The sequence below is a fragment of the Alphaproteobacteria bacterium genome, from assembly GCA_040220875.1.
Classification (GTDB): domain Bacteria; phylum Pseudomonadota; class Alphaproteobacteria; order JAVJVX01; family JAVJVX01; genus JAVJVX01.
This window is the reverse complement of record JAVJVX010000003.1, coordinates 398,345-416,204: the sequence shown is the minus strand read 5'-3', so window position 1 is coordinate 416,204 and position 17,860 is coordinate 398,345. Positions and strand designations below refer to the sequence as shown.

The window sequence follows — 17,860 nt, the reverse complement described above, 5'->3', positions numbered from 1 at the left end:
GGTGTTCATAAGCAATCTTGGCTTTGAGCAAGTCCATCGGCGTTCACCCGCCCAACTGCTGGTACACATTGCGCGTCGCATTAGGAAGATTGCTACGCACAACGAGTTCATTCTCGACGATCACCGTACACTCACTACCGCTATCGCGAAGTTCACCTATCAAGGAATCGGCCGGGTGGCCGCTCGTCAGCGGCCCGGAGAGCGCGATAACAAATTTCTTGCCTTTGTGTTCGGCCAGGATGGGCGCTTTCACGGTCTTTCCGCCACCGAATGAAATCTCCGCGCCCGCTTGGAATTTGATATGACCTTCGTTTCGCCGTAACAGGTCGTTGTAGAGCAGCGCGGAAGAGGCAGTCAGGCGTTGCTTGTTGAAACCGGACTGTTGCCCTGTAAGCAGATACTCAAGCAGTTCGACGCCGACATGCCGGTCAAGAAGGCCGTGTTCGAATTTGTTCTTGAAGCTTCGCAGGCAGCGATAGCAGGAAGCGTCGCAGTCTTCCGGGCAGGTCCTCATAAGGTGCAGCGCCCTTTGGAAGAGTTCGAGGCTGCGGTCGGGAAATTGGCTCGCAAAACCCGCGCCGCCGGGCAGCGTGTCGTAGAGAAAAATTTCGGCCTCGAGTCCGCTCATCCCAGCCGGTGTCAGCGCCGGCCGGTATTCGGCCATCAACTCACCCGGTTCAATTTCCAGCAGTTGGCAGGCTGCCTTGGCAAGAGCTTCACTGACTGTTCTGAGCGCTACGGCCGTCGAGTCGTGGCGGGGATTCAGTTTGAGCGGCGCGGCGACGCGCATGGAAAACAGCGCAATATCGGTGATGAAGTCCGTACCGAGAACCAGATGGCGGGTGGGACCGGTCCCGTCACAGATTCTCCTGTCGTCATCGTCGGGAAACGGCTTGCGGTGGGGAGCCGCAAGCGTAGGGCTAGAAGTGCTGCTGGCTTCGATGCGGCCGCATTTTGTGCAGTAGGTATAGCCTTCCTTCTGTGGCCCTGTATTGGAGACAAGCAAATGCTGCCGGGAGCGCAGGCCGCGTATGCGTTCATTGGTCTGTACCCAGCCAGCGTCTTCGTTGGGTGTTCCCATTGTAAGTTTGGCGCGTGTTGCATAGCTGGTTTCCGGTACGTCATCCGGTGACGTTTCCTCTTCAATGTCGACCGGATGGGCGAACCCGGGCGGTCGCATCCAATAGCGCGCCGGCCCAAAAGTCTCTTCGCCGCCGCACGCGGCGCAGTCCCTCGTCTCCCCACGGCTTGCTTCGTGGATTTCGAAGGTGCGGGAAAATCCGCACTCGCTGCATTCCATGTAAAGGCGCTTTGATTCCCACGCGTGATAGCGGTCGTCACCCATGACGGAATAAATCGCGCCGGATGTGTAGCACTTGCCGGATATCCAGACCTGCTTTCCGGGCGCATATTGCGTCAGTGCGATGGGAAGGCCCTGTGAAGGAGCAAAGCGCATGATATGCCGAAACCTGGAGGAGCGGTCCTGGTCGAAGACATGGAACGTCGCTACGTCTGTCGGGAAGGCGTAGCGCGGAAGTTTGCCGCAGTAGAGAAGCCGGTCGAGCATCTTGTCAGAGTTGGAAGCCTGTTGCGGGCGCTCTTCCCCTTCTTCGGCAGCCACCTCGACTTCGGTGGTCTCGTCATCCTTATCGTCCGCATCGGCTTCGGGTTCTCCTTGGTCTTCATCCGGTCTCGGCGCTATGGCGTCATCCACCGCCTTCAGACAATCAGCAATCATGGTTTCGAGCAGCGCGGAGCGGTCCTCGGGGGACAACTCGGCGGGAATCCATGTCGTAACCCGCTTGATCAGTGTGTCTTCATTTTCGGCGAGCCATGACGCGAAATCGTCGCGGTTGAGCGGCGAGTCAGGCCGGCGAAATGCTGCCACGCTTCCGAGCACCGAAAACAGGTCGTGAGGTTGCGAGGGGTCAATATCGGGAAGCCGGTTTTGGTGATAGTTTTGCAGCAGGAAGGCGCGAATATGCCGGCGCACGATCTCCGGGTTGTCCAGTGTAAGCTTGGGATCGACGACGTCGCCCCTTATCATGTCGTCAGGCTGGGAAAAATAATGTTCATCGTGACTGTCGGCGCTTCCGAAGGCCACGACGGTGGCGACGGCATTGCCGCGGCGGCCGGCGCGGCCGGCGCGCTGCTGATAGTTCGCCCTGCCCGGCGGCATGTTGCGCAAGGCGACGCCGGACAAGGCGCCGAGATCGATGCCGACCTCCATAGTGGTTGTGCTAGACAAAATGTCGATGGCGGTCGAACGGCTGCTGAGGCGGGCGCTGACCAACTCGATATCCTGAAATAGCAGTTCGTTTTCCTCGGCTTTGGAGAAAACATCTTCGTTCTGCGGCGCATTAAGCTGAGCCGTATGCTCGGCGGCGATAAGCGCCATGGGCTGCCGCGGCGGGTCGCCGAGCGCTTCGGTTACAGGCTTGCGGTAAAAGCCTTTCCTCGCGAGAAACACCGGATCGTTGTCAGGATCGAGCGGCTTTACCTCGTCGCTTCCGCAATTCAGGCAATAGCTCACGCAGGGAATGGGGCGGTGTACCGATTTGCACCTTGAGCAGTGGACCCAGTGTCCGCCAAACTGAAGCGAAAGCTCGGAGCCGTTCAGGCATCTATGTCCGCTTTCCACCGGCTGTGTGAACCACTTGAGGAGTTCCGGCGACCAGCTATCCCAGAAGAGTTTTCTGTGCGCCTTATCCAGAATGACGGTGTTTATGGCATCGAATTTGGTCTTCGGATTGCGGGGTCGAACGCGAAAGCCTTCGGATTTAGGACGGTTCACCCAGTTTCCCGGCATCTGGGCCAGTCGAAAACCGTTGTTGTTCCAGCAACCCAGCCAAAACCGGGCAAACGCGAGCTTGTCCTGGTCGGATTCCGCGACACCCGGAATCGGCGGAAGGCCAAGGAGCTTGTTGGTGTGGCGGTCGGCCTCCATCAAGGTGGCCAGCGCCAGCGCCTCCATGCCCCAGAACCTGTCCGTCAGGGTGCTCAGCATACTGTTTAGTAGTGACTCGGGCGGATGATGCGCCCGGATTTCAAGCAAGAGACCCATTAGCGTCGCCGGATCGCCAAGATCGGAGTTGGCAAGCGCGTCCGTAACGATTTCCTCGGCTTCGAAATTTTCGTGAGCGCGCATTTCCGGCCGCAGGCGGACATTCAGTCTTTTGGACGCAAGCAAAACGCCAAAATACAAATCGTCCAGGTTCAGGAACTGCCGAACGGCATCCTGCTCCTTGAGCCACTTGAACCCGCTGATGATAAGTGGACGCAGGGAATCTCTTTCGGAATACATTTGCAGGTTCGGGGCAAGACGCGCCGCGACCTGCCGCGAATCGGAGAAAGCCAACACCTTGCGCCCGCGCAAGGGCGCGAAACGGGATGCTTCCTGCGGTCCGGGCGGCTGTATCTGGATTTGCCGCGCTATGAGGGCCTGGAACGGCTGGTCGCCCTTGGTTTGGTGATCCTGCACGTAGGTACGGCCGAACCGGGCGGTCTTGCCGCATACGGCGCAAGGCTTGAATTCCCCGCGCGTCTCAAAGCTTGTGTCGGCCTCGTCTTCGTCATCAGCCGCGTCTTTAAGACGTTCATGCCGGATGTATACGGTTCTCATGCGTGGCCCGACCTCTATCGGGTCGAGTTGCCCGGTTTCCAGATCGTAGTCAGCGGGCTCCGCGGCGTCTTCGTGAGCGGGTTTTTCGAGTAGAAGGTCGAGCGGCAATAGCGGGATCGTCTCTCCCGTCGCCATCCGCAGCCGCCTTCCGGGCTCCGCCCACAGGGCGTGCGGCGTATCAACATCGTCCGTGTAGGCGCGCGCATAGGCGGTGCCACAATTGCGGCAGGTGTAAAGCTCAAGCACCCGCGCACCGCAAGCGCACTCATCCATCGGCTGGGAGTACATCTTGCCGCAAATACCGTCGCGCTGATCCTCCGGGATTTCGCTGCAATGCGGGTCCATGCAAACCCAAAGGCCAGGCAGGCCGCGGAAAAAGTTGTGAATGCGGCACGGCAGCAGGCCCGGCATTTTGGGATCGGGACGCGCGACGCTGCCAAGCGCCATCAGGGCCGTGACGGCCGCATCCGCTTTCTGTTCGGCCGTATTAGGAAAAAGAAACGAGCCCAGCTCCGCAATGGGCCGCGCTTCTTCCATTGTTGTATTGACGAGCGCGCCCATGGGGTCAAATGTATCGAGCGCCGCATGGAGAGCAACTTCCGGGTTGGTTACACCACCGACTTTTCTGTAGTCCAGGAGCGGCTGAATGGCCGCGAGCCTTTCGGCGGCAGTTTCCGCCTCGTAGAATTGCGGCAGGTCTATATCGGCAAGGACTTCCGCGTCCGCGGCTGAACCGGGCGCAGCGTTGTCCTTAAGGTCGAGCGTGCCCTGAATAGGCACAAAGGTTTCAGCGGGAATGCCTGAGAGCTGAGCGCCGAACGCAGGGGCATACTTATGATCCTTGAAGCTCGCCGTCGCGCAGATGACCCGGAATCGTTCCGGCGGAATATCGAGCCGGTCCCGCAGGCGCCGCAGCAGCAGACCGACTTCAGCGCCCGCAGCGCCGCGGTAAAGGTGCGCTTCGTCGAGCACGACAAGGAAAGTCTCGTGTTCGTTTTGGGCCAGCCACTCTTTCGTTCTGTCGAAGATCGGCCGCTCGATGGGCCGCATTAGCATGTATTCGAGCATGGAATAGTTCGTGACCAGAAGATCGGGCGGCGCTGTCTGGACCTCATGCCGCGTCAGCAGTTCGGAGTCGTCGGGCAGGGTGACGGCCCTTATGAACTCGCCTGTCTTACGGTCCTGCCAGCCGCTGCCTTTCACGCCAAACCAGGCTTCCAGATCAGGCTTGGCTGGCCATTTGCCTTTTTCTTTAAGGGCCTCCAGCAATTGCCCGGCTTCCGCCTGTTCGTCAGGGTCGTCGCTTCGCGCGCGCCGCAATACGTCGATGTAGAAACTGTCAAAGGACTGCAGGCGGTTGGAATCCTTCTTGGTTGTGCGAATGCCCGCGTAAGGCGTGCGGCTCGTGTAGCGGGCAAAGCGCGGCGGACGGCCCGACCACTTCTTGAACATTTCGACAAGGCGCGGATCGCCCAGCAAGGCTCGCAGCCGTCCCAACTGGTCGTTCACCAGCGCATTCATGGGATACATAATCAGTGCGCGCATGGCCGGCTGCTCCGCAAAAGCGGTCGGCTTTGTCTGGGCCTCGCAGGCGAACTTGCCGAGAATCGGCAGAAGGAAAGATTCGGTTTTGCCGGAACCGGTCCCGGTCATGATCACTAGGTTCCGGCCGTTTATGAGGTTGTGGCGGATCGACTCGGCCTGATGGCTGTAGGGAGGATCGTATATGAGACGCGGCAGTTTTCCTTCCGGCTTGCTGAGGCGGATAAAGAGATCGAGTGCGGCTTCGGGCAGGCCGTCCATCGTCGCAAAGCTGTCGCCGGCGACATATTTGGGTGTCGATTCCAGGTAGGGAATGCGGAATATCACGCCGTCGCGAGCAAGCAGCGCTTTTCTTTGCGCGATAAGCGACGGGGCGCTTATATGGTAGGTCGCCTCGATATAGTCCTGCAGCGAGCCGTGGAGCCGCTTAATCGTTTCCTGAATTGTCTGCATGAATACTATTCTCCCGGCTGATGCTCGTCCGACTTGACCATCCAAAGGTTGTTTTGCAAAAAGCGCTCTTCGCTATCCGCTTCGCGGCGCGGAATCTCATAAGCCAATAGGCTGTGATCACGCGGACATTGCGTTCCCAGGATCATCAAACGTCTTTGGGACCACTCGGGCAACGGCGAAAAAAAGTCAAAGCGGACCGTCGGTTCGCTGTCGCGCCTTCGGTAACGCTGCGGCTGACCCCGGCAGAAATCAATTGCCATTTGAAGATGCCATGCGGCATCACAGCCCCGCCAGCGGAAGCCGGACCGCGGCAGGTCCATCAGGCGCCGCGCTACGCCGTCTGCGAGTTCGACGAAACACCAGAGCGGCGCCCCGAATTCCTGCGGGCGCCGCGCCACAAATGTACCGGTTTGCCCTGAGGGGACTACCCAGCGCCCGCGATAGTAAGTCACGGGTTTTGAGGAATCGAGGATTTCGAGACCGTTGACCGTTCCGCAGGGAGGCCGTGCGGCGAGTTGTCTTTCAAAGGAAGATAGATGTTCTTCTGCGGTATCGGCCCTCGGTGATTTCAGCCATACGCTTTCGGGTAGATGCTGTAGGCCCTGCGTCAGAAGGATCGCTGCGAGATCTTCGTCGGCTTCGGGTGTAATATACCGCGCGCAGCCATCGTAAGCCACGCGCGCAGACAGGTCAGAGGAAAGAAACGTATCCTGGTCGGGTACGATGCCCGCCAGGAATATCGCTCCGCTTGGCCTCATGACGAAGCTAGGCGGCGCGGCGAAGACCCATGTGCCTTTCACCTTGGCGTCGTCAATCGCCACGTCCGCAAGTTCGAGCAGATCGCCGCCTACAATTAGACTGTCTACGAGATCATCCAGGCGGTCCGCGAGCGCATCAGGATCGTCGTCAAGGTGGCTCAGGCTTTCCAATAGCGCCGAACGCAGCGCCGTCCGCGAACACGGACAGAGTATGCCGGCGCAGCGTCTGAGAAGGCCGGCAAGCAGAATATCGTCGAGGCTATCGTTCTCGCCCGGAATTCCCAGCGTTGCGCGGCAATTTTCAATCACGTCGGAAGCCTCGATCACGTCAATCATGTCTTCCACTCCGGAAGCAAGGCGTGCGTATTGCCATCGTGAGTTGCGGATAGCAGGGCCAGGAACCGTGCCCCGCGCAACAAGACAGGACTGCTCTTTAGGCGAACAAGAAGCCCTTCGAGTTCGTCGCCAAACAGGCGCGGCAAACGGTGCGGTTGACTGGCAAGCCGTATCGCGAAAGCGCATAGCCCGGGATCGCGGCAAACGCCGTAGCGCTTGGCAAGGTCTGCGTACCAAGTGGTTATAGAAGCAAATCTGTGGTCAATGCCGGCGGCATCACGGCGCAGGACGGCGGAATAGCCGCCGTGCTTTCCAATCGCGGCCTGCAGATTGTCCGCTGCGCGCGGCGCGTTCGGGTTGTCGAGAAATCGTCTTTCGGCTCTGATCCATTGCGGCCCGCAAAGAATGCCGTAGATGGCGAGCAGCAGGCCGTCCATAACCTGTTGGCGTCTTGCGCCTGCGACAAAGCCGGCAAGGCGCGCTTTTCGCCAATATCGCAGTATGCGGAGCGCCCTAATGACAGCCGCAGGATCATCGCGCACATCATCATATCGGGGGGTAACGCCGAGGCCCTCCAGCCCGGCGCCAGTCAGCCCTGCACTGACCAGTATTGTGTCGCGATAATCGCCCGATTGCGCTGTAAAGAGACCGCCGGGCGGCTCCAATTGTGTCCCGGCCAGAGCGCTGGCGGCATCAAGACGCGCGATCCTGGCTGGCTCTTCCATGCTGAAATAACGGCATTTCAGGTGCCCGTCTTCCTGTCCCGTGTCATCAACAAGACGGACAATCAGTCGTCCGTTCTCGTGGCGGAGCACCCATCTCAGCGGCTGCGCTTCGTGTTCAAACCGGAGCGTAAATTCGCCGAGCTCCTGGCCATTGATTTTGAGAATGCCGGCAGACGCTTCCAGGTAGCGCCATTCACACTGCTCGCGTTTGAGAAAGTCGCCAAAACGCCTGTGCCAGGCATCCGGCGTAATCGGCAATTCCAATGACGCGTTTACCTGACCGCCGAATACCTCCTCACCTTTGGCGTCTTCAAGGATCACGGTGGCCGTGACGCTTCGGTGTTCGGGTCCGACTACTGATAGGTTGAAGCGGTTTTCCCAAAATGTATCGAGCCCTGCATCGTGCGGATCGCCAGTTACAATCAGACCCGCATGGGATGCGGTTCCCGGAATCCACGGTTCGGGCTCCCGTACGCGCAGTTCGACAAAGCCCTCGTGCGCGGATGTTTTCGTAATGTCGTCAAGAGCGGCGCTGCGCTGCGCTTGCACAGTCAGCAGATGCGTGCCGGCATCGAGTTGCGGCAATCGTATGAATGTCGGTTGCCCTGTCGGTCCGGCGCGGGCAACCGTGCTGGCCTTTCCGTCGAGACTGATCACATATGAGTCAACCGGATGATCCGGCACAATGCCGAGGCAGGGCATCTCGGTCGTCAGCCATTCGCTGCGGCCTTCACCGTCCCAGTTGCGGCCCGGCAAGCCTGCGGGCCAGACGCGAATAGTCCGTGCCAGTTCTAAGCCGTGCTTTGAAAGCCAGTGAATATAATCGGCCGAAACGTCAGGGGGGACAGTGACCCGGACCGCTTCTATCCCATGGCAGTCTATCGTGCAGGGGTGCATGCCGTCCTGCAGATCACGCGGCGCGTTTTCGCTGGCGATAACGTATTCCTGTCCGGGCCGCATGATCCGGCCTGCAATTTCGCGCGCTAGGCCGTCGCGCCCGACGCGAAACAGCCAGACGGGACCCGTGGTCATGCGGCATTCGGTTTCAAGCAGGTGATCGACGGCAGCCTGGCTTTGGTCAAACCGGACAAGCGGCTTTTCAGGATCGGGCCATTTCTTGAGGACGGCGCGGCGGTTGCCGGAAAGAACCCAGCCAACAGATTTCTTTCCTTCCGCGCCGTTGATGCTGCACCGTGTCCGCCGAAGGAACTGGCGAATGTCGGCATTCAGTGCAGCGATGCTTTTAAAGCTGGGCAAATCAAGTAAAAGGGTCCAGGTGTCATTGCCTGCATAGCGAAGCTGCAAATCCGGCCTGATGTCGGGCAACGGCTCCCGATCCCTTGGCAAGCCGCCCGGTTCCAGCCCGGCCGCAAACCCCCGCGGGCCGACGCCGCGGCCAATGCCCTTAAAGCGGTCCGTAACAACGCGGCTAGCTTCCTTGAGCCAGTCTCGCGCGCTTCTGACCCGCTCCAGGTCGCTCGTGATGCGCTCAAGTGTAGAAGGCAGCAATGGCTCTTCGCCTTCACGGGGGTCCTGGTGCAGGAGAGCAAGGACGATCCGGCCAACAAGTTCTTCCTGCTGTAGAAATTCTTCAAAGCGCGTCGATCCGTGGTAGTTGGCGGCGATCATGCGGCCGATCGCGGCCGGGTCGATCGAAGTAAGACTGGCGAGCCGAAAGCGAAGTTCGTAAAGCGCTTTGGCAAAATGCCGTTGCAGATAGCGTGGCAGCACGGCTTGGGTGATGGGCCAGGCAATGATCCGAAAATGTCCGGCCCATGGGCCGGAAGGGACAACGCCGTTATAGGTTTTCTGGAATTTGGCGAACCAGCCCGGAAGTTTGTAGCGGTCCTTGTACTCCCAGCCAGGCGTGCTTTCCTCAAATGACGGCCAGTATTCGCCACCTGTATAGCTATAGCCGCGTTCTGCGGCATATATCGCCCACAGCAGCCAATGCGGTGCAAATCTCTTTCGAGCCGCGACGCGCGCACGTAACTGGTCCGCAATGTCGTCAAACTCTTCCTCTGTAAGCCCGTGCTCCAAGGCAAAAATCGGGAAACCGGATGCCGTACGGGATACCGCCAGGGCGGCAAAATGCCCTTCCAGATGCTCCTGCCATTTATCCAGCGGCATCGGCATATTCGGCTAGACTCCCGCGGTTTTTCTCTTTTCCCGTGCCGCCTTTTCGACCAAGGAGCGTAACATACGGCTTTGATTACCAAACAATTCTATTAGAGCGCCCGAATCCCAATCTTTGAATTCTGGTCGCCTGACAGCACGAGGCACCATCCATCTATTGACTGCCAACTCAGCAACTTCGTTGGCGGAGAGCAGCGATGACAGGTTGGGCCGCCCTTTGCCGGTCTGGAGAATTCTTGCGGCGTTGCTGGCAAGCTGGCAGATAAACACCTCGCGCTTTATGCCGTGACGCAGCATGTCTTCCTTTAAGCCGAGCGCGGACAGAGCGGCGCGCGTGGTTCGCAAACGCCAGTTCGGCCCCTCACCGAACCTGTGCAGGTCGGCGTAAGGATGATCAATAGCGCGCAAATATTCTCGCAACTCGGCGAACAGCTTGTCCGGAATGTGGAAATGTCCCCATCCGCCGGTATATCCGATCGGCTGCAAATACTGCGTTCCGTCCAGTTTGAGTCGGTTGTATACTGACGAACGGCCCATTGAGGATGAGGTCGTTATCGCAAGCAGGCGCGCTTTTTTCTCTTCCTGGGATATGATGCCGGTCGTGCCGCCATATACGTTGGCGAAGTCGTCATATAGATCGCGGGTGCGCAAGAGACAGGCAATCAGCTTGCCGCCGAGCAGGGCATTGTAGGGCGGCAGTGCCCCCAACACGTAAGCATCCATGACATTGACAAGCCTTGCACTTCGATCGTTCGAATCCCAATCAATAAGCTTGTCGCGCACCGATAGATTAAATACGGGATCGCCAATAGCAATCAGCCCGATGAGCTTGCCGTTGTACTGATCCCACACAAGGTATCGGAGCCGCCTGCCGAAGCCGTTCGACACGGGCACAGACCATGTAAGCGATGCCAGCCTGAACAGGTTCCCTTGAAAAGTATCAGCGTAAACCCGTTCCAAAACCGGGGAGATTTTCTCTGCTACGACCTCGTGACCCGAGGCAAAGTACGGTAGGAGATTTTCTGCATGCTCAGAGATAAAGGCGCGGCTAGCTTTTAGCCGCTCATCCCTTTGGGACCGGTGCAGCGTCCTTACAATCTTTTTCCCCGATCCGTTTACCTGGAGACTCCCGTCTTCGGCCTTTTCAAATCCCAACGAGCGCAGGTGCCTGCGTAATTTTCTTTTTAAATTCGCTTCGCGTGAAGAAATGTTGATGACTTTTTTCTTACTCTTTGCCATGCCCCAATTTGCCCCTCATCTTTGCTACAATCCTTAACCTTCTAACTGGTAATGCGTGCGCACATTTTGACATTTCCAGGCGAGCATCGGCATGGTCACGATCCGGGCGCGGATATCAAACGGGACGTCAAGCAAATCAGCGTTGACTTCGCCGCGGTCAAGCACGCTATCAAGAAATGCCTGCTCGTCCGCGGAAAGATCGAACAGGAAAGCAAATCGCTCCCGGCAGAGCACGACCGTCTCCTCGATCCACGCATCGATCGCGTCCTTGCCACCGAAATAGCCGCGCGGCAGGCAGATCAGGAGCTTTTGACGAAGCTCCCGTGGGTCGCCCTTGATTGCGTCGATCGAAACCGATCGCCAATCACGGCGCGCGCAGGCGCCGAACGCCAGAAACGCGGCTTTGATGTTCTTCCAGTCGAGTCCCTCAATCGACAGGATACGCCGTGCATCGAAGAGATCGCGCGCGGCATGGCGATCAAAGAGCGCAACCAGCTTGCCGGCAATGATCTCCTGAAGGTCGAGCACCAGCACTTCGCTCGCGCGCATGTCCCCAAGCGCGGCCGATGACACGCGAGCAGCGCCAAACAGGGGCTGACGCGCCATGTAATTCACGTCGAGCTCCAACGTCGCGTTTCCGCCGAGCGCCGACGCGAAGCGCATGATCCACTTGCCGCCGGCATGTTCATCCGGCTGACGGCGGATCGTGTATCCCTGGGATGCCAAGAGCCGGTTCAGGGCTGCCTCGACCTCAGGCCGCTCAGTCTCCATCGCCCCACGGTCGAGCGCGCCGACATAGTTGAGATCGATATCGACCGACAGACGGTCGAGGCCGAGATGAAAGACGTTGAGCGCCGTGCCGCCCTTGAGAGCAAGCCGCTCGCTTAAGACCCGATCGCGAGCGACCTCTTGCAGGATGTCGAGGAGCCGGATCACCTTTTCGAGCGTGCCGACCTGATAGCCGGTCTCGCTGGCGATGCGCTGCAGGGTCTGGGTTGAAGGCGCCGCCATTTATACGCCCTCGAACTGAGGCTCTATGACCTCGACGGGCAGGATCACATTCCAACCCGTAGCCGTCCGGCCTTCGCCCGGTTTGGCGGCTAAGGCGTATCGCGCTTGTCGCGGGGCGAGCGCGTGCAGCTTTTTTAACGCCGCGCTTTCTACACCGAGCCGGTGCTGTTCGCGCTCCAGCCAATATCCCAAGGCGCCGGCCGCCGTCGCATTGCCGAGCGCGCGCGCATGCCGGACCAAGGCGGCGGCATCGACGCGCGCGACGAGATCGAGCGAATTGAAAAGTTCCTCCGCACCGCCCGCGAGATCATAGCGGTCGAAGAGGTCCGCGATTGTCCGCTCGATCGTGGTCACACGGACCTCAAGCCCCATGCGATCGACGACCGTAACGCCGTCGGCCAAGTTGCCATTTTCCTGAGCGAAGCCACGCGGCGGTTTCACGAACCGGCAGGAGAAATCGGCGGTCTCGACGACGCCCGGCTCACCGGGCGCGATAACCTGCACCTCATGGCCCTCCGTGTAGGCGCAACCGTGAAGCTCAAGGGCCGAGTGATAGGCGATGACACCGCCGCGCCGTAGACGGGAGGCCGCCAGGAATCGATCGACGGACCATTTGTCGGGATCGGCGTGCTTGGGGACGGAGGCAAAGACGCCCCGTGCGACGCGCTTGATATTGCCTGCCCGAAGGTGCTGGGCGAGCATGGCCGTAACGACCTTGTCGTTGGGCCGGCGGCCCACAGCCGCAGCGTATTCGGCTCGGTCGAAGACCGGCCGGGCGCTGAAGAACGGGGCTGAAACGAGCCGGGACATGAGCACGTTAACTTTCATGTGATCGGAGAAAGCAATATACCATATATGGCTTTACCATCAATGACGAAAGTATGCCCGCATGAGCGGCACTTTGTCAAATCCGTATGAAACCATATCTGAAGTATCGTCTTCCCCGGCACAGGGGGAGTCAGAAGATACTCGATTTCCAAGCCGGCAGGCCAAGTTCGGGCCGTCCGGAGCCGGCGCCGCTGAAAATGCGTGTAACAAAACCTCGGATCTTGCGGCTAACTTCCGAGGTTTTGTTACATCTCCGAACGCCCCGGACCGGACCCCGTCTACCCGTCTCGGCGGTTCCAGACCAGGAACGCCGCGCCGTCCTCCTCGAAAAGGGCCGCGCGGATAGGCTCGGGGAAGCTCGGGTCGTCGAGTTGGACGCTGAGGTAGTCGCGGGGCTCCTCGCCATTGGTCCTGGCCTTCCAGGCGGCGCCGAGCTCGGCGCGGCCGGCATAGACGCGGAAGTCGGGCGCGCCCTCGCTCTTTTTCTGGTCATTGGCGACGATCCTGGCCTTGACGTTGACCGTCAGGGTCCGGATCGTTCCGACATAGCCGTCCTTGCCGGCGGTGAAGCTGCCAATCGTAGCCATCTCTCAGGTCTCCTTTGCTTGGGTTGACGATGGACGCACGTCGGCCAAAGCTTTGCGCGCCCGTTTGAAGCCGGGATCGGCGTTCATGAACGCCTCCAGCATGAAGGGAATGAGGTCGGCGACGCCCTCTTTGTTGCCGTAAGTACGCCGGTAGATTTCGGCGTAATCGGTCAAGGCGGTCTTGAGCTCCGGGCTCGCGGTGAAAGTGATCTTCGCCGGGTCGCGGTCTGGGAGCTTGTCGAGTTTGAGAGTCATAAGTTTCTCCTCATCCGCGATAGGGCCTGAGCACCATGTCCGAATGCACAATGATGCGAAGCGGCCAGCCGGGGCGGATCGTGATGGTGGGCTGGATGTTGAGATTGCGCTCGGTGATGCGCTGGCCGACCCGGTTGGCGCTGTCCTGGGTCGACTCTCGGATCGCCTTGACGAGATCGCCTTCGTTATCGCCAAAGCTGAGCTCCGTACCGACGCCGAGCAGCGTCGAAAGCACGATGCCCTTCAACAGCCGCCAGGTGTGGAAGTTCACCTCATCTTCGAGGCCGGCATAGCCGGCCGTGTCGGTAGCCGGCAGGTTCTCGATTACGACCGAGGAGCCGTCCGGCATGATGATCCGTTGCCAGACGACAAGCGCGCGGCTCTGGCCGAAGGCGATGACGCTGTCATAGGTCCCGATGACGCGCGCGCCTTGCGGGATCAAAAGAAAACGTCCCGAGACCGTGTCGTAGACATTCTCGGTCACCTGCGCGATGACGCGACCCGGCAGGTCGGAGTTAACGCCGGTCACAAGACTCGCCGGGATGATGGTCCCCGCCATCACCTGATAGGGCGAGGCCGGGTCCTGAAGCGCGTGGGGGTTATAGATGTCCGCATCGACGCTCTGCTTAAGGAAATCGAGCTTGCGTCCCTGGAGGTTCTGGTCGTTTTGGAGATCGAGCCCGAGTCCCTGATCGGCCTCCGCCGTGCGGAGGCCGTCGAAGGGATTGCGTTCCGCCGGGCTTGGCGCAGGAGTCGCGCTGCCGACTGTGGCCGGCGTGTTCGACGCGTCGGCCGTTCGCGTCGAAAGCTGGAAGAAGACGCCGGATTCGCGGCCTTGGCTCGCGAGGCGCGCCTGGCGGATGCGCTCGGCGCGCGCTGCGTCATCCTCGGGATTCGGACGGAACGGCAAATCGGGCGACGGCCCTACGCCAAGCTCGCGTTCCTTATCCAGTATGGCGCCGCCGAGATCGCCCGGCAGCGGCGGTCCGAGTTCGACCGGTTTCGGCAGATCGCCGTAATTGCGCGGCAGACCTTCCAACCCTTCTGGCGTCGGCGTGTTTTCGGTTCGGATGAGCTCACGGCCGGCCTCGTCGCGGCCGAACAGGCGCGGCGGATCGAGGGCGAAGATCGTCGCGCCAAAGATCAGAAGAAGCCCCGTGCCGGAGAGCAACATCAGCACACGGCGGTTGATCCGTGTCACCGGGCGCGGTTTCGCGCGCAATGCGAGCGTTTCCGCATCGACCTTGGCGGCGCCCGCATCCGGTGGATCGGCATGCCCCATATCGTCGTCGCGGGACGGCGCCATCAGCGATCTCCGGCCTCGAACGCGCCGATGGCGTCCGACCGTTCTTGGCCGGTCACGGCGGGACGGCCGTCGGTGCGGGTGATGCGCACCACCTGTTGCGGGTCTTCGCCGAACCGAAGCTCGGCGGCGGCGAACAGCCGATCGACAATGTAATAGCGCCCGCGCACCCGGTAGTTGACGAGCTGATTGTCCCCGTCCGGCCCAACGACGAAGAGCGGAGGCGCTTCGCCCTGGTCGAGACGGGCCGGGAACTGGATATAGACCTTGTGGGTATCGTCAAAGACGCGCACCGGCCGCCAGGGCGGCGCGTCGCCGCTGACAGCATAGCGGAAGCGCAGCTTGTCGATATCGAGGCCCTTATCGACGACTTGGATAGCGGCCTCTTCCGCCGTTTTGTTGTCCCGGCGAAGCGCCAGAAGCTCGTCATGGGGATATGTCCAGGACACCGAGGCCATATAGGTCTCGGGTGTACTCGTGAGCTCCAGATGATAGGCGCGCCGGTCGGTGATGATGACGAGGTTGGTCTTGAGGTCCGCCTTGATCGGCTTCACCAGCACATGAGCGCGGGCGTTCTCTCCGTCGCCACTCACCGTGTCGCCAATGACCCAGCGCACCGTATCGCCGGCAGAGACGGAGACAATCTCTTCCCCTTTCTGAAGCGCGATGTCGCTCACCTGGCTCGGCGCCGTATAGAGCTGATAGAGCGCGCCTTCCGTATAGGGATAGACCTGAATGGCGTTGATGTAGCCGTCCGCGCTCGGCTCCATGGCGGCCGCGGCGTTGGCATCCTCTACCCGCTCTTCCGCCGATCGCGTGTCCGGCGCCAGCGGCTCGCTGCCGCGCGGCACGGGCTTCAACTGCCCCGGCAGTGGCAGTGGTTCGGGCAGCGTGACGATGCGGATGGGGCGTGGCGGCTCGGCGGCGAGCGTCGCCGCGTCGAAATCGGTGCTGTCATAGCTGATCTCGGGCGGAAGCTCTTTGTGGGCGCAGGCCGCGAGCAGACCGGCTAGGGCGAATATGGCGATTTTCTTCATTGATTGTCTCCGGGGATGTGGTCGCGGCTCCAATTGAGCGCGCGGACATAGATGCCGAGCGGGTTCTTCCTCAGCGTCTCTTCGGTGCGCGGACGCTGGAGGAGAATGGAGAGAACGGCGGTGTAGCGGGTCGTGCCTGCGAGCGATCCGTTCTCGAATGTTTGTTCGCGCCAACGCACGTCGAAGCTGTCGGCGGAGGAGCGCACGATACTCGTCACTTCGACGGTGACGGTGCGCTGGCCGACCTTTGAGAAGGGATCGTTCTCGCGGGCATATTCGTTGAGCGTGTTCGCGGCCTCAGTTGTGGTGAAGTCATAGGCCCTGAGCCAATTCTGGCGCACGATGATCGGATCGATCGAAAGCGAGCGGACATGCTCGATGAAGCGCGCGAGGGTGTAGGCGATCTGGGCGTCGGTCGGCTCATAAGCGGAGATGGCCGGGCCGATGGCGCGCACCTCGCCAAGTTTATCGACCTCGACCACATAGGGCGTGATCGTGCTGCGCCCCGCCTGCCAGACAACGCCGCCCGAAAGGCCGATCGCAAGCGCCAGACAACCGAAGGCCATGTAGCGCCAGTTCCGCGCTTGAACGCGGGCAGAACCGATGCGCTCATCCCAGACCTGCGCCGCCTTCTGGTAGGGCGTCACCGGTTCGGGCGTCTGTCCGTATGCGGTCGTCGATCTCTTGAACATCATTCGTCATCCCTGAGCCGTGGGTTCTCGCCGGATACGGGCCGGTCGCCGTCTCGGACGGTGTGCGCGGCGACGCTCACGCCCTCGCGCATCCGCTGCTCGCGCCGCAGCCTTTGCGCCCAATCCGGCGCGCCGCTCGCTGCCGCGGTCGCGGCCGGGATATCGGTTCCGCCGGGAAGTGCGCCGCCGGTGGCGGTGAACGCGCCGCGCGCGCCATCGGAAAAGGACTGGCGCACGCCGGCGGTCGCCCGGTCGGCAACATTGCGAACGCCCTGACCGACGGCGCCGACGCCAGCGCGGGTCATGCCTGTGACGCCGGCAGCGACACCGGCCGGACCGGAGGCCCCCGAAGCGGCGCGCCCGAGGCCATAGGCGGTGCTTGCGCCGCCGGCGACAGAAGCGGCCGCCCTAGTCGCACCGCCAGCGGCGGCCCCAAGGGCACGCGCGCCGCCCATCGCAACACTGGCGCCGGCGGCGGCGCCAAGGGCTAGACCCGCAGCCGAGCCGACCACGGCGCCGGCGCCAAGCTGCGGCGCGCCCGAGACGAGCCCTGCCGCGATGCCGGGGCCGAAGATTCCGAGCATGAAAATCGCGAGCGCGCCGAGCACGGTGGAGAGTGCTTGCTCGATGGTGATGTCGCCGCCGGCGAACGAGGCCGCAAAGGCGCCGAACAAGGTCGAGCCGATGCCGACGATGACGGCGAGCACCATCAGCTTGATGCCGGCCGCGATCACGTTCCCAAGCACGCGCTCGGCGAGGAAAGCCGTCTTGTTCCACAGCGCGAAGGGCACGAGCACGAACCCGGCAAGCGTCGTCAGCTTGAATTCGAGAATGGTGATGAAGAGCTGGATCGCGAGGATGAAGAAGGCCAGGAGCACGATCAGCCAGGCGACCATCAGCACGGCGATCTGCACGAAGTTCTCGAAGAACGCGATCGGGCCGATGAGGTCGCTCACCTCCGCCAGCAAAGGCTGCGCCGCGTCAAAGCCGGTCGCCGCGACAAAGCCGGGACGCATTAGGTCGGCGGCGCTGATTGGCGCGCCAGTGGCGCGCAAGCCAAGGCCCGCGAAGGAATCGAAGATGATATTCGCGAGAAAGGCGAAATTGTTCAGGATGAAGGCGAAGGCGCCGACATAGAGCACCTTGCGGATCAGCGCCGGGATGACAGCCTTGTCGTCGGCCAAGGCCCAGAAAAGGCCGGCAAGCGTGATGTCGATCCCGATCAGGATGGTCGTGAGAAAGGCGACGTCCGGCGTCAGCAAGCCGAAGCCGGAATCGATATAGCTGACGAATGTATCCGTGAACTGATCGATGACGTTGAGGTCATCCATCGCCT

Annotated in this window: 12 protein-coding genes; all 12 read right to left on the bottom strand. The window is 60.9% G+C overall.

Annotated elements, in window-relative coordinates; all coding sequences use genetic code 11:
- Positions 1-43 precede the first annotated feature (43 nt).
- A complete protein-coding gene (locus RLQ26_02005; protein MEQ9087499.1) occupies positions 44-5,617 on the bottom strand; it encodes a DEAD/DEAH box helicase in 5,574 nt (1,857 codons plus the stop codon).
- A 5-nt stretch (positions 5,618-5,622) separates the two neighbouring features.
- Complete coding sequence (locus RLQ26_02000; GenBank protein MEQ9087498.1) at positions 5,623-6,711, bottom strand: hypothetical protein; 1,089 nt, start codon at positions 6,709-6,711, stop codon at positions 5,623-5,625.
- Positions 6,708-9,566 (bottom strand): hypothetical protein, encoded by a 2,859-nt coding sequence (locus RLQ26_01995; GenBank protein MEQ9087497.1) that lies wholly within the window; start codon positions 9,564-9,566, stop codon positions 6,708-6,710. The genes RLQ26_02000 and RLQ26_01995 overlap by 4 nt, the downstream gene beginning before the upstream one ends.
- A gap of 12 nt (positions 9,567-9,578) precedes the next feature.
- A complete protein-coding gene (locus RLQ26_01990) occupies positions 9,579-10,811 on the bottom strand; it encodes a DUF4338 domain-containing protein (GenBank protein ID MEQ9087496.1) in 1,233 nt (410 codons plus the stop codon).
- Between the two features lie 33 nt (positions 10,812-10,844).
- Positions 10,845-11,822 carry a nucleotidyl transferase AbiEii/AbiGii toxin family protein gene (locus RLQ26_01985; protein MEQ9087495.1) on the bottom strand — a complete coding sequence of 326 codons (978 nt, stop codon included), beginning with the start codon at positions 11,820-11,822 and terminating at the stop codon, positions 10,845-10,847.
- A complete protein-coding gene (locus tag RLQ26_01980) occupies positions 11,823-12,650 on the bottom strand; it encodes a transcriptional regulator (protein MEQ9087494.1) in 828 nt (275 codons plus the stop codon).
- A 278-nt stretch (positions 12,651-12,928) separates the two neighbouring features.
- Complete coding sequence (locus RLQ26_01975; GenBank protein MEQ9087493.1) at positions 12,929-13,237, bottom strand: DUF736 domain-containing protein; 309 nt, start codon at positions 13,235-13,237, stop codon at positions 12,929-12,931.
- A gap of 3 nt (positions 13,238-13,240) precedes the next feature.
- Positions 13,241-13,492 (bottom strand): DUF2274 domain-containing protein, encoded by a 252-nt coding sequence (locus RLQ26_01970; GenBank protein MEQ9087492.1) that lies wholly within the window; start codon positions 13,490-13,492, stop codon positions 13,241-13,243.
- A gap of 10 nt (positions 13,493-13,502) precedes the next feature.
- Positions 13,503-14,798: a TrbI/VirB10 family protein gene (locus tag RLQ26_01965; GenBank protein ID MEQ9087491.1), complete on the bottom strand. Its 1,296-nt coding sequence runs from the start codon at positions 14,796-14,798 to the stop codon at positions 13,503-13,505.
- Entirely contained in the window at positions 14,798-15,832 is a 1,035-nt protein-coding gene (trbG, locus tag RLQ26_01960; protein ID MEQ9087490.1) for a P-type conjugative transfer protein TrbG, read from the bottom strand. Before trbG ends, RLQ26_01965 begins: the two co-directional genes overlap by 1 nt.
- A complete protein-coding gene (trbF, locus tag RLQ26_01955) occupies positions 15,829-16,527 on the bottom strand; it encodes a conjugal transfer protein TrbF (protein ID MEQ9087489.1) in 699 nt (232 codons plus the stop codon). The genes trbG and trbF overlap by 4 nt, the downstream gene beginning before the upstream one ends.
- Positions 16,524-17,855, bottom strand: a complete 1,332-nt coding sequence (gene trbL / locus RLQ26_01950; GenBank protein ID MEQ9087488.1) for a P-type conjugative transfer protein TrbL — start codon at positions 17,853-17,855, stop codon at positions 16,524-16,526. Before trbL ends, trbF begins: the two co-directional genes overlap by 4 nt.
- Between the last annotated feature and the right edge of the window lie 5 nt (positions 17,856-17,860).

Excerpts from the sequence above, each read along its gene's own strand:
- RLQ26_02005 (MEQ9087499.1), bottom strand. The coding sequence starts at position 5,617 with ATGCAGACAATTCAGGAAACGATTAAGCGGCTCCACGGCTCGCTGCAG.
- RLQ26_02000 (MEQ9087498.1), bottom strand. The coding sequence starts at position 6,711 with ATGATTGACGTGATCGAGGCTTCCGACGTGATTGAAAATTGCCGCGCA.
- RLQ26_01995 (MEQ9087497.1), bottom strand. The coding sequence starts at position 9,566 with ATGCCGCTGGATAAATGGCAGGAGCATCTGGAAGGGCATTTTGCCGCC.
- RLQ26_01990 (MEQ9087496.1), bottom strand. The coding sequence starts at position 10,811 with ATGGCAAAGAGTAAGAAAAAAGTCATCAACATTTCTTCACGCGAAGCG.
- RLQ26_01985 (MEQ9087495.1), bottom strand. The coding sequence starts at position 11,822 with ATGGCGGCGCCTTCAACCCAGACCCTGCAGCGCATCGCCAGCGAGACC.
- RLQ26_01980 (MEQ9087494.1), bottom strand. The coding sequence starts at position 12,650 with ATGAAAGTTAACGTGCTCATGTCCCGGCTCGTTTCAGCCCCGTTCTTC.
- RLQ26_01975 (MEQ9087493.1), bottom strand. The coding sequence starts at position 13,237 with ATGGCTACGATTGGCAGCTTCACCGCCGGCAAGGACGGCTATGTCGGA.
- RLQ26_01970 (MEQ9087492.1), bottom strand. The coding sequence starts at position 13,492 with ATGACTCTCAAACTCGACAAGCTCCCAGACCGCGACCCGGCGAAGATC.
- RLQ26_01965 (MEQ9087491.1), bottom strand. The coding sequence starts at position 14,798 with ATGGCGCCGTCCCGCGACGACGATATGGGGCATGCCGATCCACCGGAT.
- trbG (MEQ9087490.1), bottom strand. The coding sequence starts at position 15,832 with ATGAAGAAAATCGCCATATTCGCCCTAGCCGGTCTGCTCGCGGCCTGC.
- trbF (MEQ9087489.1), bottom strand. The coding sequence starts at position 16,527 with ATGATGTTCAAGAGATCGACGACCGCATACGGACAGACGCCCGAACCG.
- trbL (MEQ9087488.1), bottom strand. The coding sequence starts at position 17,855 with ATGGATGACCTCAACGTCATCGATCAGTTCACGGATACATTCGTCAGC.